This window comes from Flavobacteriales bacterium (assembly GCA_020435415.1).
Taxonomy (GTDB): domain Bacteria; phylum Bacteroidota; class Bacteroidia; order JACJYZ01; family JACJYZ01; genus JACJYZ01.
The window spans coordinates 1-15,507 of the sequence record JAGQZQ010000078.1 but is presented as its reverse complement, the minus strand read 5'-3'; the positions used below and the strand labels follow the sequence as shown (position 1 = coordinate 15,507).

At 48.1% G+C, this 15,507-nt stretch carries 10 protein-coding genes; 8 read left to right on the top strand and 2 right to left on the bottom strand.

Going from position 1 to position 15,507, the window contains the following annotated elements:
• From KDD36_11640 to KDD36_11620, 5 genes are all read left to right on the top strand, one after another.
• A partial coding sequence (locus KDD36_11640; GenBank protein MCB0397302.1) for an alanine--glyoxylate aminotransferase family protein occupies window positions 1–773 on the top strand: 773 nt, incomplete at its 5' end.
• A gap of 173 nt (window positions 774–946) precedes the next feature.
• The gene (gene rpsO, locus KDD36_11635) at window positions 947–1,216 is read left to right on the top strand and encodes a 30S ribosomal protein S15 (GenBank protein MCB0397301.1); all 270 of its coding nucleotides are present in this window, start codon (window positions 947–949) and stop codon (window positions 1,214–1,216) included.
• Window positions 1,217–1,362: 146 nt separating this feature from the next.
• Window positions 1,363–3,522, top strand: a complete 2,160-nt coding sequence (gene pnp, locus KDD36_11630) for a polyribonucleotide nucleotidyltransferase (protein ID MCB0397300.1) — start codon at window positions 1,363–1,365, stop codon at window positions 3,520–3,522.
• A 331-nt stretch (window positions 3,523–3,853) separates the two neighbouring features.
• Window positions 3,854–4,717 (top strand): sigma-70 family RNA polymerase sigma factor, encoded by an 864-nt coding sequence (locus tag KDD36_11625; protein MCB0397299.1) that lies wholly within the window; start codon window positions 3,854–3,856, stop codon window positions 4,715–4,717.
• Window positions 4,718–4,942: 225 nt separating this feature from the next.
• Complete coding sequence (locus KDD36_11620; protein MCB0397298.1) at window positions 4,943–5,590, top strand: ribulose-phosphate 3-epimerase; 648 nt, start codon at window positions 4,943–4,945, stop codon at window positions 5,588–5,590.
• 286 nt (window positions 5,591–5,876) lie between these two features.
• On the opposite strand, the gene KDD36_11615 is transcribed toward KDD36_11620, so the two are convergent.
• Window positions 5,877–7,085, bottom strand: coding sequence for an alanine dehydrogenase (locus tag KDD36_11615; GenBank protein ID MCB0397297.1), 1,209 nt, complete (start codon window positions 7,083–7,085; stop codon window positions 5,877–5,879).
• 255 nt (window positions 7,086–7,340) lie between these two features.
• On the opposite strand from KDD36_11615, the gene KDD36_11610 reads away from it, so the two are divergent.
• Complete coding sequence (locus KDD36_11610; protein MCB0397296.1) at window positions 7,341–8,054, top strand: YebC/PmpR family DNA-binding transcriptional regulator; 714 nt, start codon at window positions 7,341–7,343, stop codon at window positions 8,052–8,054.
• An 85-nt stretch (window positions 8,055–8,139) separates the two neighbouring features.
• Window positions 8,140–9,444 (top strand): amidohydrolase, encoded by a 1,305-nt coding sequence (locus KDD36_11605; protein ID MCB0397295.1) that lies wholly within the window; start codon window positions 8,140–8,142, stop codon window positions 9,442–9,444.
• 295 nt (window positions 9,445–9,739) lie between these two features.
• Here the strand turns inward: KDD36_11605 and KDD36_11600 are convergent, their stop codons facing one another.
• Complete coding sequence (locus KDD36_11600) at window positions 9,740–10,873, bottom strand: saccharopine dehydrogenase NADP-binding domain-containing protein (protein MCB0397294.1); 1,134 nt, start codon at window positions 10,871–10,873, stop codon at window positions 9,740–9,742.
• Window positions 10,874–11,302: 429 nt separating this feature from the next.
• On the opposite strand from KDD36_11600, the gene KDD36_11595 reads away from it, so the two are divergent.
• Entirely contained in the window at window positions 11,303–15,181 is a 3,879-nt protein-coding gene (locus KDD36_11595; GenBank protein MCB0397293.1) for a gliding motility-associated C-terminal domain-containing protein, read from the top strand.
• Window positions 15,182–15,507 lie beyond the last annotated feature (326 nt).

The following is a 15,507-nucleotide window of genomic DNA, read 5'->3' as shown; positions in this document are numbered from 1 at the left end:
TCACCCATGTGGATACATCCACCGCCGTTCGCGTGGATCCGAAGCCGCTGGGTGCTTTAGGTAAAAAGTATGGGGTGTTGACGGTACTCGATGGTGTTTGTTCCATCGCCGGGGAAGAGCTCAAACAGGAAGAGTGGAACATTGATGTGGCCTTGACAGCATCACAAAAAGCACTGTCTGTGCCGGCCGGTCTGGCACTGCTGGTGGCTGGTAAGAATGCGATGGATACCTGGAGGAACAGGAAGACACCGGTTTCCAACTACTATGCCGACTGGACCAACTGGCTGCCTGTGATGGAAGCCTACGAAGCGGGTAAACCGGCCTATTTTGGAACACCGGCTACAAACCTTGTGGCAGCTATGCACGTGAGTTTGGGGCAGATTTTAGAGGAAGGCATGACGGAGAGATGGGAGAGACATGCAGTGATCAGTCAGGCATTTAAGGCGGGTATGGCAGCACTGGGTATGGGGCAGGTGCCTGTGGATTCGTCATTTGCAGCCAGGACCTTGTCTGCCATCCGGTATCCGGAAGGGGTAACCGGAGGTAGTTTTCTGCCAGCCGTGCGTGCAGGTGGAGCTATCATTGCCGGTGGACTTCATAAGGCTATCCGGGATGAGTATTTCAGGGTCGGACACATGGGAACAGCCAATATGGGTGATATATTGGCTACTATTGGCGCGATTGAAATGGCCTTACAAACGGTAGGGCATACATTCGATGCGGGTGCTGGCCTGATGGCAGCTACAAAGGTGCTTGAACCGGTTGGAAATTAAATACCGGAACTCATTCTACGGAAATACATTTCTTGTTACATTAAAGTGCTTTTATTCAGAGTGTTAATGTTATTAATAAACACTTACCGGTAATGTCGTGCAGGCAAAATATGATACTGTTGATTTTCTGGGATTAATTTCCTTATCTTTGCGGTCCATTAGAAGAAAAGTATATGCATTTAACAGCGGAAGACAAAAAAGCGATTTTTAAAGAGCACGGAAAATCTGAAAAGGATACCGGTTCATCAGAGGCACAGATCGCGATGTTCACAACACGTATCGATCATCTGACCAATCATTTGAAAGAGAATAAGAAGGATTATGGCACGCAGCGCTCGCTGATCAGGTTGGTAGGTAAGAGAAGAGATCTACTGGATTACCTGAAGGATCGCGACATCGAAAGATACAGGGCGATCATTAAAAAGCTGAATATCCGTAAGTAACCCCCAAGAAAAAAGGCAATTCACGCAATTGCCTTTTTTTTATTTACTCCCTTGTCTTACAAAGACGATCCCGCATTTTATAAGTTGTATCAGACCAATCAGAGTATATAGATAGTTGTAATCAGATGTATTAATAAAGAAAAAAGATGAACGTAGTAACAAAAACAATCGACCTGGGTGATGGAAGGTCCATCTCCGTGGAAACAGGTAAGCTGGCAAAACAAGCCAATGGTTCTGTCGTAGTGCGCATGGGTGACACCATGCTCCTGGCCACCGTGGTTTCAAATAAAGATGCCGCAGAAAACCCGGCCTTCTTTCCATTGTCCGTAGAATACCGTGAGCAATTTGCTTCTGCAGGTAAAATCCCCGGAGGTTTCTTCAAAAGAGAAGCCCGCCCTTCTGAACATGAAATATTGGTGTGTCGCCTCGTAGACCGCGCGCTGCGCCCATTGTTCCCCGATAACTACTTTGCGGAAACACAGATCATTCTGAATCTGGTCTCCGCCGGTACCGATACCACCCCCGATTCACTCGCATGTCTGGCAGCTGCATCAGCACTGGCGGTATCCGATATTCCATTCAATGGCCCCGTGTCCGAAGTACGTGTGGCACGCATTGATGGTAAGTTTGTGGTGAACCCACCCATCAGCCAGCTGGCCAACGCCGACATCGATCTGATGGTAGGTGCAACCGAGAAAGATGTGTGCATGGTGGAAGGCGAAATGGGTGAGGTGAGCGAAGTAGATATGGTGGAAGCCATTAAAGTAGCGCACGAGGCCATCAAAGCACAGTGTCAATTGCAAAAAGAGCTGGGCGAAGCCGTTGAAAAATCTCACGTGAAGCGCACTTATTCTCATCAGGAAGATGATGATCAGTTGCGTGAGCTCGTTAGAAATGCAACCTACCAGAAGTTCTATGATATTGCCAAATCAGCCCTGGCAAATAAAGGAGAAAGAAAAGAAAAGTTCGGTGCGGTTCGTGAAGAGTTCATTGAACATTTCAGAGAAACCACCCCGGAAGAGGAACTAGCCGTTAAAGAGCGTATGGTTGGCCGTTATCTTTCAAAAGCAGAAAAAGAAGCTGTTCGCCGTGTTGTTTTGGATGAGCGTATTCGTTTGGATGGCAGAAAAACAGATGAGATACGTCCCATCTGGAGTGAAGTGGATTATCTTCCTTCTGCACACGGTTCAGCGGTATTTACCAGGGGGGAGACCCAATCCCTCACCTCGGTAACGTTGGGTACCAAGTTAGACGAGCAAATCATTGACGGAGCTATTTTCGAAGGCAAGAACAATTTCATGCTTCATTATAACTTCCCGCCATTCTCAACCGGAGAAGTAAAGCGTATGATGAGCACCAGCAGAAGGGAAGTCGGTCACGGTAACCTGGCTAACAGAGCTCTGAAAAATCAGGTTCCTAAAGACCTTCCGTACACTGTTCGTATCGTATCGGACATTCTTGAATCCAACGGTTCTTCATCCATGGCCACCGTTTGTGCAGGTACCCTCGCTATGATGGATGCCGGTATCAAGTTGAAAAAGCCTGTATCCGGCATCGCCATGGGATTGATCATGGACGATCAGGGCAAATATGCAGTATTGTCGGACATTCTTGGAGATGAAGATCACCTCGGGGATATGGACTTCAAAGTATGCGGAACCAAAGATGGTATCACCGCATGCCAGATGGATATCAAGGTAGACGGACTGTCATATGATATCTTGATGGAAGCCCTGGAACAAGCCAAAGCCGGTCGTTTGCACATCCTGTCCAAAATGGCTGAGACCCTCGAACAACCCCGTGATGATTACAAACCACACGCACCACGTATCGTACAATTAACCATTGCGAAGGAGTTTATCGGTGCGGTGATCGGACCCGGTGGTAAGATCATTCAGGACCTTCAGGAGAAGACCGGTACCACCATCGTGATCGAAGAAGTAGATGGTAAAGGTATCGTGGATATTTCCGGATCAAACAAGGAATCCATCGATGCGGCTGTTGCCAGGATCAAACAAATTTCCACCGTACCCGAAGTTGGAGAGGTATATAAAGGAAAGGTAAAGACCATCACCGCTTTTGGTGCCTTTGTAGAGATCATGCCGGGTAAGGATGGATTGCTTCATATCTCAGAGATAGACTGGAAGAGACTCGAAACTGTCGAGAGCGTTCTGAAGGAAGGAGACGAGATAGAAGTGAAGATCATTGGCATCGACCCCAAAACCAGTAAGATCAAATTGTCCAGAAAAGTACTCCTCCCAAAACCGGAGAAACAATCTGAGACCCAAAGCGAAGAGGTAAAATAACCCCCGCTTCAATAGGAAATGTAGACAAGGCACGATGGGAAATCGTGCCTTGTCATTTTAAATTAAAATGATCATCTTTGTTTTAAGGGCAAAGAATGTGGAACCCGAGTAACAGCAGGAAAGTGGATTGATAACTTGGCACCTGCTGGGGTTGGTAAAACCCGGTTTTTATTATAACCTCCATGACCTTCTTATAGACGGCGGAGGGATACTATGAACCGCCGTGTAAAAGGAAAAAATGATTCGTTGCACGGCAAGGAGTTGAAACCAATTTTCCTTTCATCACGTTTACCAAGTCGTATTTTAAATTCTGAAGAGATAGACTAGAATTATGCGGCAGCTTAAGATTACGAAGCAGGTCACCAACAGAGAGACGGCTTCCCTGGATAAGTACCTCCAGGAAATAGGTAAAGTTGAACTGATCACAGCAGAGGAAGAGGTCGAGTTGGCCCGGCGGATCAAGCAGGGCGACCAGCTTGCCCTTGAAAGGCTCACCAAAGCCAATCTCCGTTTTGTGGTGTCAGTTGCCAAACAATACCAGAACCAGGGCTTAACCTTACCTGACCTTATCAATGAGGGAAACCTCGGCCTTATCAAAGCTGCCCAAAGGTTCGATGAAACCCGTGGCTTTAAGTTCATATCCTACGCCGTATGGTGGATTCGTCAATCCATTCTTCAGGCCCTCGCAGAACAATCAAGAATTGTAAGACTTCCACTCAATAAGATCGGATCGATAAACAAGATCAATAAGGCCTTCGCAAAACTGGAACAGGATTTCGAGAGGGAACCATCCGCCGGCGAGATATCCGAGTTGACCGAGATATCCGAAGATGATGTGAAGGAGTCTATGAAGTCTTCAGGAAGACACGTTTCCATGGATGCTCCCCTTGTACAGGGAGAGGAAAACGATATGTACGATGTTCTTCAGAGTGATGACAGTCCGCGCCCGGATGCAACACTTCTCAATGACTCCCTGCGCAGAGAGATTGAAAGAGCACTGAAAACTTTAACACAACGGGAAGCCGATGTGATCCGTCTGTATTTTGGATTGTCCGGTGAACATACCATGACCCTTGAGGAAATCGGTGAACGTTTTGACCTGACCCGTGAACGTGTGCGTCAGATCAAGGAGAAAGCCATTCGCAGACTCAAGCACACTTCCAGAAGCAAAATACTGAAAACATACCTCGGCTAAAACCGCCGCAGGCAATCAATACCTGAACAGGGAATGTACAACCATCGTACATTCCCTGTTTGCATTTGGTGCCTATCCGAAATGTTAGGCAGTTAATCCTTAACTTTGCCCCGGATCGTTTTTAAGTCATGACTCCGCTAAAGCGGCTAGGCGAAGGCGATCTAAACCACCCGCCTTTGCTAAAGCTACGGCGGGCAAAGTAAACTACAAACCACAAACCATCCCGTGTCTCACCTCGTAGCACCCAGCATTCTTTCGGCAGACTTTGCCAACCTGAATAAAGACATCACCATGGTGAATGAAAGCCAGGCCGACTGGTTTCACCTGGACGTGATGGACGGCGTTTTCGTTCCCAATATCTCATTCGGAATACCGGTCATTAAAGCGATCCGAAAACATGCTGCAAAGCCGTTGGATGTGCACCTCATGATTGTCGATCCCGACCGATACATTCAAACTTTTAAGGATGCCGGTGCCGATGTGCTAACCGTTCATGCGGAAGCCTGTGTACATCTGCATCGCACAGTACAGGCCATACGTGCAGCAGGTATGAAAGCCGGCGTAGCGCTGAATCCACACACATCAGTGGATGTGTTACGATATGTGGCCCCGGAGATTGATCTGGTGTGCGTGATGTCCGTAAATCCCGGCTTCGGTGGACAGTCATTTATTGAATCTACCTACGCCAAACTTAAATCCTTGAAGCAATTGCTGGTGGAAACCGGATCATCTGCCTATGTGGAGATAGACGGTGGTGTAAGCATTGAAAATGCAGCTAAGCTTGTGTCTCACGGGGCCGATGTGCTGGTCGCGGGAAATGCGGTATTCAGCGCTCCGGACCCCGCCGCTATGATCACAAAGCTCAAAGGGTGATACCCCTACGCTGACCGCTTATTATCGTAACCTGGTATAAGGGGTGGATTTGTTCTTACAAGATTCCTCGCTACGCTTCGGGATGACAGGACTCATAAGGCTCACGGAAAGAGGAAAGTGCGCGACTGGGCTGTTAAACACTAAAATGTCAGTCGCGCACTTTCCTCTTTCATTTCATTAATCAAAACCGTTTTGTCATACCGAAGCGCAGCGAGGGATCTATAAGGCAACATTTTGGATGGACATAGCCAATGTCCCTAAGCTATTTAAGTGGTTACGTTAATAACTATTTCCCTTCTACAAAGTCTTTCAGATAACCGAACCGTTCTGTGAGTTTCCCATCCTGCGCGATGGTTGCTCGGAACAACAGCTCATCTTCATCGCCGTGGATGATAGAAGGAATGACACGCTCCATCAGATCATGGCCGAACATTTCGGAAGCATCCCTTGGTAGTCCACTGGGCAGGTTATCAACAGCCATAACGGTGATAGTCGATTTATCAAAAGGTTCACCTTCCTGTTCCGTGGCGGGATTGTAACCATAAAAAGGATCCTGTGCAGTGGTGGTCCGGAATGTTGTTGGAATCGATCCATCCACATCACAAGTGACATCTGCTATGACACTGATCCGGAATCCCGGCATACGCACTTGTTCTCTGGTGAACAATGGAGCGGTTCTCGGATCCCAGAAGTGACAGGCAAGTAACAGGTCACAGGTTTTTGTGTAGGGCAAAAAGGTAGACTGGTACTTCTCGGGTTGCTTGTAAAACTCTTCCTTCAGCCACGATGAGCCATCTTTCGCTTCGTAATAATCCTTTGAATGGAGCTGGCAGTATACCGGTTCCATATAGTGGTACGTGAGAAATTCGTAAGGCGTGACCCTTCTCACCTTAAGTGTGCTCAGGGTTTCTATGGCGCCGTTCGCTGAACGTCCACCACCTGTAACGATGATCTTCAGATGATGGAGCTTGGCTTTCTGCAACTCTTCTTCCATTTCATTTCTGTCCCTGCATTGATGAACAGGCTTCAAATGGAACAGGTCATATTTTTTTCCATAACCAAGAATGGCATTGTAAGTGCCGATGATCCCTGCAAAGCGGCCGAAGCCGATGATCCGGTTGCCTGCCGGATCCGTTAGGGTCTCATAGTCTATCAGACGCACTTTCTTCCGCAGGACCTCCTGTAGCAAAGGACGATTGTATGCCTGCTTCTTGATCGTGTGCGAAAAGAAAAAGTAGGTCTTGCCCTCCATCAACCGATCCGGATTCACTTCTTTGATGCCAAGCAAATAATCACAGCCCTGCATGTCGGTTGAAACGGCAACGCCTTCATCCAGGTACTCCTGGTCTGAAAATGAACGTTGGTCCGAAGATTCAACCACGATGTTGAGGTCGGGGTAGGTGCTTTTCAATTGACGGCACTCCCCCGGACTAAGCGCTACACGCTGATCCGGCGGGCGCTTGGTTTCTTTTATTAATCCTAAAGTGATGGACATGGTAGCAAAGATATATAAAGTTTAAGGTCTAAGGTTTAAGGTTGGTGTTCCACATGCAGTTTGCAGCACCGGCAATCCCTTCAATTATCAAATCACCAAATCATCACACCTGCCTGCCCTGCAATGGCCCGGCGCTTCGGCAGGCAGGTCACCACATCACCAAATTTTCAAATCACCACATCACCAAGCATCAAAGATGGACCTCATTCGGTTCTAACCATTTTCGCTACATTTATACGATCAAAATAAATCATCATGGGACGTATTTTTGAAAAGCGCAAACACCGGATGTTTGCCAGATGGGCCAAGATGGCCAAGGCCTTTACCAGGGTTGGGAAGGATATCAGTATGGCTGCAAAGCGCGGAGGACCTGATCCGGAAGTCAATGCCCAATTGCGGATCGCTATCCAGAATGCCAAGGCCATCAACATGCCGAAAGCCAATATAGAATCGGCTATCCAGAGGGCCACCAACAAGGACATGAAGGATTATGAAGAGGTGGTCTACGAAGGATACGGTCCCCATGCCGTCGCTGTTGTCGTTGAAACCGCCACCGATAATCCCACCAGGACGGTGGCCAATGTGCGCCATTGTTTTACACGTGTAGGAGCAAGTTTGGGTAAGACAGGCTCCCTAGAATTTCTGTTTGACAGGAAAGGCGTTTTTGAGATCCAGGACAGTGGACAGAACCTGGAGGAACTGGAGTTGGAACTGATCGACCATGGCCTGGAAGAAATCGAAAAGGCCGATGACAAAATCTTTATCTACACCGCGTTCACAGATTTTGGAAACATGCAAAAAGCACTGGAGGAAAAAGGCATTGAAGTGACAACCGCCAGCCTTGAACGAATTCCGGGCAACCAGGTGGAGTTGGGTGAAGAGCAGCGTGCGGAGGTACAAAAGTTACTCGATTATCTTGAAGAGGATGATGATGTGCAGGCGGTTTTTCATAATATGAAAGAAGACTGACCGCACCTAAGATTCTAAGACAGACAGCAGATGGCAGAAAGCGGATGCTGAGAGGCCATCACCTTAACCGAATAATACCCGCACTATGATTAAGCCCCTTGCTCTGGCCGGATTGCTATCCCTTACGGCAATCTCTCCCACACCAAAAACAGACGACAAGATCCGTGAACTCGCCGATAAAGTGGAATCCAAGGTCATTGCATGGCGAAGGGATTTTCATGAGCACCCGGAATTAAGTAACCGTGAAACGCGTACGGCTGAGATCATTGCTGCACACCTTAAGAAACTGGGAATGGAAGTGAAGACGGGTGTGGCCGTTACCGGTGTAGTAGGTTTGTTGAAAGGAGATAAGCCCGGTCCTGTGGTAGCGTTGAGGGCAGATATGGATGCACTGCCCGTGACGGAAAGGGTAAAGCTTCCCTTTGCATCAAAAGTGAAGACCATGTATGAAGGAGCAGAGGTAGGGGTCATGCATGCATGTGGCCATGATACACATATCGCGATACTGATGGGGGTTGCGGAAGTACTTACGGCCATGAAGTCAGAATTGAAAGGTTCCGTGAAATTCATTTTTCAACCTGCGGAAGAAGGGGCACCCAAAGGGGAAGAAGGCGGAGCCAAGCTCATGGTGAGTGAAGGCGTGATGGAGAACCCGCACGTGGATGCCGTGTTCGGATTGCACATCAGTTCCGATCAGACCGTAAATACCATTACTTATCGCCCCGGTGGAACCATGGCTGGAGTCAATGACTTTCAGATCATCGTAAAAGGTAAGCAATCGCATGGAGCTTACCCGTGGAATGCCACCGATCCGGTGGTTGCATCAGCCCAAATCATCAATAACCTACAGGCCATTGTCAGCCGAAACCTTGATGTTACGCAGAATGCAGGTGTGGTGACCGTAGGCTCCATTCACGGTGGGGTAAGGTCCAACATCATTCCGGAGCAGGTGGAAATGTTAGGCACCATCCGGTCGCTCAGTCCGCAGGATGAAAAATTACTGATAACACGTGTCAGGGAGGTGGCGGAGAAAACGGCGGAGAGTGCCGGTGCTGTTGCAGAGGTAAAGATCCCATACAGCGTCCGGTACCCGGTAACCTATAATGATCCGACCCTGACAGCGAAGATGATTCCGACCCTGGACCGTTTGGCGGGCAAGGAGAATGTCAGACTGGTGAATGCCCAGACCGGTGCCGAGGACTTCTCATTCTACCAGGAGAAGGCGCCAGGTGTATATTTCTTTCTAGGCGGAAAGGCACAAAACCTAACTTCCGATGAAGCTCCGGATCATCATACACCGGATTTCTTTATTGACGAAAGTGGGATGAAGCTAGGGGTGATCATTTTATCCGGTCTTACCCTTGATTATATGCAGCAGGCCGGTAAGTAGTATAGCTACAGCTTCAGTTTATCTTCCAACGTGCGAAAAATACTGATAAATAGCACGTTCGGTTATTTATCTCAAAACATTGATTCGGGAATAAAGGGCGTTTGTTAACCCAAATGATACATTGGGTAGATGATGCTTTATCATCCCATAGTGGATTGCTTCTTTTGTAGAACCACACCTGCCCGGGAAATAGATAATAATGGGTACCGGACGGGCTGGGCGCGGCATTATCGGATTTGTCGCGATATGAGGGAGTCATCCGGAGGGGGGTGACTCTCTCTTTTATGACCCCACCCTAACTGTGGTTAATGGTATAGTTTACTCCACGGTCCTGCTGATATTCCAGAATATATTCAAGACACCCGTCAATTGCTCCGATGTACTCAGGTGGAAATACACCGGTTTGGTTAAATGATTTTTCAATAAGCCAGTTTACCGCAGCGGTGGCGGTGTAGCCGGTGGTACGTGCCATGGAAGAGATTCCCGTTGCAACATCATATTGATCGTAGAGTTCAAATACAACTTGTTGCGGTTGATTGCCGTGATTCATGCCTTCGATGGTTATGCGCATAACCGTGAATTCCTCCTCACCCGGTGATAGCTTCCACGAATCAAACAACAGCTTTGAGGTCACATCCAACGGTTTGATCTTTATACCTCCGATCTCCATGTCCTCATTTGAAAAAAAACCAGCTTCCTTCAGTGCACGCATTTTCTCAGCATGGCCAGGGTAGCGCAATGTTTTTTCTTTCATGTTCCGGATGTGGGGAAAACTATGAATGATGGATCGTAGTCCATCGGAATTGAATGCCTCGAGGGTACCTATTCCTTTAAATGAGAAATGCTCCACATCGCTTAAAGCTTCACGGGTGACAACTTCCCCGTTTTCAACATATCGTGCGGGTCGGGTGTATTCTTCGATAACATCCACAGGCGAAAACGGCGCCTTGTATTCGAACGGCCACTGTCGAATCCGTGGCAGTCCGCCTACCAGACATCCAAAAGACCGGATCTTCATTTTTTTATCATAGTGCCCCAGGATCAGGTTGCCCATTCCGGGAGCCACACCACAGTCGACAATAACGGTAGTCCCATACTTTTTTGCCATGTGATCCAGTTCACGCGCGTCTTCAGGAAAGAAGGAAATGTCAACCACCGGCTTACCTGACGGGATGATGTTAGAAAGCGTTTGAAAACCAAGGAAGCCGGGTACAGCAGAAACCACCAGGTCTACATTGCCAATGGCTGTTTCCAAGGCAGGAAGATCCAATACATTCAATTCAATGGTGGCAATGGATGGCCGGTGGGAGGAAAGTTGGCGAAGAGATTCGCGATGAACATCCGCACAGGTGACCGGATATTTTTCCGAAAGATCTTTGGCAATGGCAGAACCCACCATGCCGGCGCCGATGACTAATATTTTGGACATAAGTTAAGCGTGTAATTAATATGGAAGATCAATTGAAAAGGGGAGGGGTGATTTGGTGCGGTATTACTACAGTCCTGAAGATCGCACCCAGGGGCTGTTGGAAAGGTCGATGATAATTTCGTGACGCATAAACAAATATAATAAATATGTTTTGGTAGGTTTACAAACCCGTTGCACGGACACGAAAGGCTTTATTCGTAGCAAAAAAATACGGATGTGCTCCGGTTTGATAATCAATAAAATGTGAAACATGATAAATGGTTTAACGACAAATACTGATGCCAAAACGCATATGATTTTATCGCTGATACCATTGACAATGCGTTGGTAAATCAATACTTTTCCATTGTTGTTGTACCATTTGTTTTTCGGGAAGATATCGTGCCGTCCTCTCTATCGCGAGTCTCCCACCGTAATTAAATCGTAGGAATGAAAAAGTGGACCAGCTTGCTAGTCTTTGCATTAGCGTTATGTGGAAATGTACGCGGTCAGTCGACATGTGCATCTCCTGATACTATATATGGATTGCCCTTTTACGAGACTTTCCTTTCGAATTGTAATATGGGAAGCGACTATACAAATGTCGCCTGCCTGAACAACAACTTCTTCGGAGGGTTGGATTATGTATTCCAATACACCCCCACATTCAACATCGATATCCGGATACAATTGCAATGGGCAATCGACGCCAATGTAACCAATGCGGGCGTCGCGATTCTGGATGGCTGCCCCAGTGCCCCAGGTGTAAGTTGCCTTGATTTTAATCAGTACACACTCACCCCGCAGGGTTCGGAGAACATGATGCTGGTGCTGGATAATCTCAGCCTGACGGGTGGGCAGACCTATTATATTGTGGTGGCAAGTGCGGTTTGCTCAGGGTTCTCTTGCAGCGATTGTGCGGACTTCCACGTGTCAATCACACAATGTCCGAATCCTATACCGGATATTTCCGGAAATGAAGGTGGTGAGGATTGCGGCAACAACCTGAACTTTGAATCGGGTTGCCTCACCAACTGGACCGGCACAGTGGGAGGGAATGCCATACTTTCACAGGCGGATGCCATTGTAGCCAACAGAGGAGTGGATGACAGGGGGGAGATCCAGGCCAATACCAATTATAATTTTCCGAATTCATGTGGCAAAGATCTAAGTCAGGGAACGTGGACCAATGGCGCCGCCCCGAACTATACCAATATCAACAATACCGCCCGGTTTAGCATTGTAACAGCCGGAAATACCGATATTCATTCCAACGGAAACCTGCCCGTTGTGCCTCCCGGCGGAGGAACCTATGCCGTGAGGATCGGAAACCATGAACCGGGTTGGAGAAGTGAATGTCTGCAAAGCAGCTTTGTGGTTACCCCGCAGAATGCCATGTTTACCTACTTGTATGCCATTGTCATGGAAGATCCCCAGCAGGCGGGTAACCAGCATGGCTTTATGGATTCCCCGCGCTTTGAAGTAACCATCACCAACTCGGGTGGGGACATCATCGGTTGTGGCGGTGAGTATACACAGGTTAGTATAGATGCAGAATGTAATGGATTTATCAAAACATCGGGAAACAATGATATCTGGTGGCAACCCTGGAAGGCCATCGGTACAGATCTGACCGCTTACATAGGGCAAACCGTGACTATCAAATTTTGCACGGCAGACTGCAACCGGGGTGGCCACTTCGGCTATGCATATCTGGATACATATTGCAATCCGGTGATATATGAAGGGGTTGTTGTATGTGGTACCGGAGGGACCGTGACCCTTCCTGCCCCTATCGGATTTCAGAACTATATATGGTATGAAGGTCCGGATACGACCGGTAATGTGGTAGGTACGGACATGACGTATACGGTGAACAACCCTCAGGATATGGATATCTATACGGTTAAATTTGAATCCATTCCGGGTTCAGGTTGCTTTACAACGGTAACGGATACCATCCGGGTTGTTACGCTTGAGTCGAGAGGTGATACAACCATATGCGAGGGCATGACACCTGTTACGGTCTACTCCACCGCGACCGGACCTGATGATCTTACCTATACATGGACGGATGGCAATGGCACAGTGGTGGGCAATGACTCCACACTGGTACTTGACCCTGCTCCGACTACCACGACTACTTATACCATTACCGTGGCTACCCAAATGGGTGGAGGGTGTTCGCTTTCGGAGCAGGTCACGGTTACCGTACAGCCTTGCAACTTTAACATATCTCTCATTGGAGATACCATGTGTGCCGGACCGTCCGCATGCGCGGATATGGAGGTGACCATCGACGGAGGAACTCCTCCTTATACCTTCCAGTGGAGTCCCAATATTGGCACGGAAGCAGGTCCTTACCAGGTATGCCCTGCCACAACCACCACTTATAACGTAACGGTAACGGATAGCCTGGGAATCATACAAAGTACTTCCGCTACGGTGGTGATCAATGATCCGCCCGTGCTAACAACCAGCCATGTAAACGGAGGTTGCGGGGCCTGTGACGGATCGGTATCCGTATCCGCAACCGGAAGTGCTCCCTTTTCTTTCCTTTGGAGCAATGGTTGCACTTCCGCCTCTTGTCCGGATTTGTGTGCAGGTGACTACAATGTGACGGTTACAGATGCAAACGGTTGTGTGACCGCAGCCCTGGATTCCGTCAGGAACTTCGGTGCTCCGGTGATCTCTGCAACCGCCACAGATGCGTTATGTTTCGGGTCGTGTGACGGGACCGCTACGGTTACTGTAACAACACCCGGCACCCCACCTTATGTGTTTGCCTGGAGTGACGGCCAGTCAGGTACCTCCATATCCGGTCTGTGTGCCGGAACGTATTCAGTGACCATTACCGATAGTATCGGTTGTCAGGCCACAGCGACTACAACGGTAAATCAGCCAACGCCATTGGTGCTCAATATCACCACAACGGATGTGTTGTGTGCGAATGACTGTGATGGGACCGCAACAGTATCCGCGACCGGCGCTACGCCTAACTACATATACCTATGGAGTACCGGAGAAACCGGAACCTCCATCTCCGGTTTATGCGCAGGTACATATACCGTAACGGTTACAGATAATAACGGATGCACGGACAGTATTTCTGGAACCGTGAACGAGCCGACACCCCTGGTGCTCACGCCGTCGTCAACGGATGTGGCTTGTTTCGGAGATTGTACCGGAACGGTTACGGTTACTCCAACGGGAGCCACCCCGCCTTATTCTTATATGTGGTCTTCGGGTGGCACAGATTCTGTCAGTACCGGTTTGTGTGCAAATACATATTTTGTGACCGTCACCGATGCCAATGGATGCACGGATACTTCATCGGCCATCGTAAGTGAGCCTACCCAGGTCACCACCACCACCTCAGCAACCGATGTCTTATGTGCAGGAGATTGTAACGGCAGCGCAACCGTTTCTGCATCCGGTGGTACCCCGGGATATACCTATTTATGGTCTTCCGGTGCCACGGATTCGATAGCAACGGGACTATGTGCAGGGACCTATACGGTTACGGTTACGGATAACAATGGCTGTCAGGATACCATATCCGCTACAGTCAATGAGCCCACACCTCTGGTGATTAATCCTTCAGCAGAAAATGAGATTTGCGGCAACTGTGAGGGTGGGGTTAGTGTGTCAGCCTCCGGTGCGACGCCGGGATACAGCTATTTATGGAGTTCAGGAGATAGCACGGCAGATGTGACCGGGCTTTGCTCAGGTACGTATACCATTACGGTAACTGATACCAATGGATGTTTTGTCATCCGCACAGCGACGGTTGGCAATATTGACATTCTTCCTCAGGCTGATTTTCTGGCGAGTCCATGGGAGGTAAGCATAATGAGTCCCGTGATTGACTTTACGGATAAATCAACAGATGCCATAAGCTGGTTCTGGACATTTGGTGATGGTGATACATCCATGGTGCAGAATCCCAATCATACCTATCCTGACACCGGCTGCTATCCGGTCATGCTGTATATCATCAACCAATATGGATGTGCGGACAGCGTGCCTAATACCGTATGTGTAAAAGACATCTCGTCCATATACATTCCCAATGCGTTCACCCCTAACGGTGATGGAGATAATGACTTCTTCCGTGTAGAGCAGTATAACTTCTGCGAGGTACAGATGTATATTTTTGACCGGTGGGGTAATCTTATCTTTGAAACCCAAAGTTTGAAAGGCTGGGATGGAACGGCGAATAATGGAGCGGAAGTTGCCCAGCAGGACGTTTATGTCTGGCTTGTCACAGCAAAGGATTGTTTTGGAAATCCCTGGCGCCGGATCGGCCATGTAACCCTGATCAGATAAACATTATTGAGGAGGATATAGGCCGCTGTTTAATTTTTCAAGTTGAATTGGTGGATGGTGACGGATGGTTTAACTATGGAATTAACACATTCACCACAGATATTGGCCGGATTTGAAATTTTAGTCTGATTTTCAAAATAAAATATTTTAAGAGGGGGTAAAAAAAATATTTTATAAAACACGTGACTTTCTGTGTTAAATTTCTTACTTTAGTATTGGTCAGTACTAATCACGCTTATTTATAATTTCTTTTGCCGCTCTTTTCAAGGGCGGAGTGGAGTGTTTCAAATTCTTCTTGATTGTGGACATATCGGAAACGTGTGTCT

Excerpts from the sequence above, each read along its gene's own strand:
- rpsO (MCB0397301.1), top strand. The coding sequence starts at position 947 with ATGCATTTAACAGCGGAAGACAAAAAAGCGATTTTTAAAGAGCACGGA.
- pnp (MCB0397300.1), top strand. The coding sequence starts at position 1,363 with ATGAACGTAGTAACAAAAACAATCGACCTGGGTGATGGAAGGTCCATC.
- KDD36_11625 (MCB0397299.1), top strand. The coding sequence starts at position 3,854 with ATGCGGCAGCTTAAGATTACGAAGCAGGTCACCAACAGAGAGACGGCT.
- KDD36_11615 (MCB0397297.1), bottom strand. The coding sequence starts at position 7,085 with ATGTCCATCACTTTAGGATTAATAAAAGAAACCAAGCGCCCGCCGGAT.
- KDD36_11610 (MCB0397296.1), top strand. The coding sequence starts at position 7,341 with ATGGGACGTATTTTTGAAAAGCGCAAACACCGGATGTTTGCCAGATGG.
- KDD36_11605 (MCB0397295.1), top strand. The coding sequence starts at position 8,140 with ATGATTAAGCCCCTTGCTCTGGCCGGATTGCTATCCCTTACGGCAATC.
- KDD36_11600 (MCB0397294.1), bottom strand. The coding sequence starts at position 10,873 with ATGTCCAAAATATTAGTCATCGGCGCCGGCATGGTGGGTTCTGCCATT.
- KDD36_11595 (MCB0397293.1), top strand. The coding sequence starts at position 11,303 with ATGAAAAAGTGGACCAGCTTGCTAGTCTTTGCATTAGCGTTATGTGGA.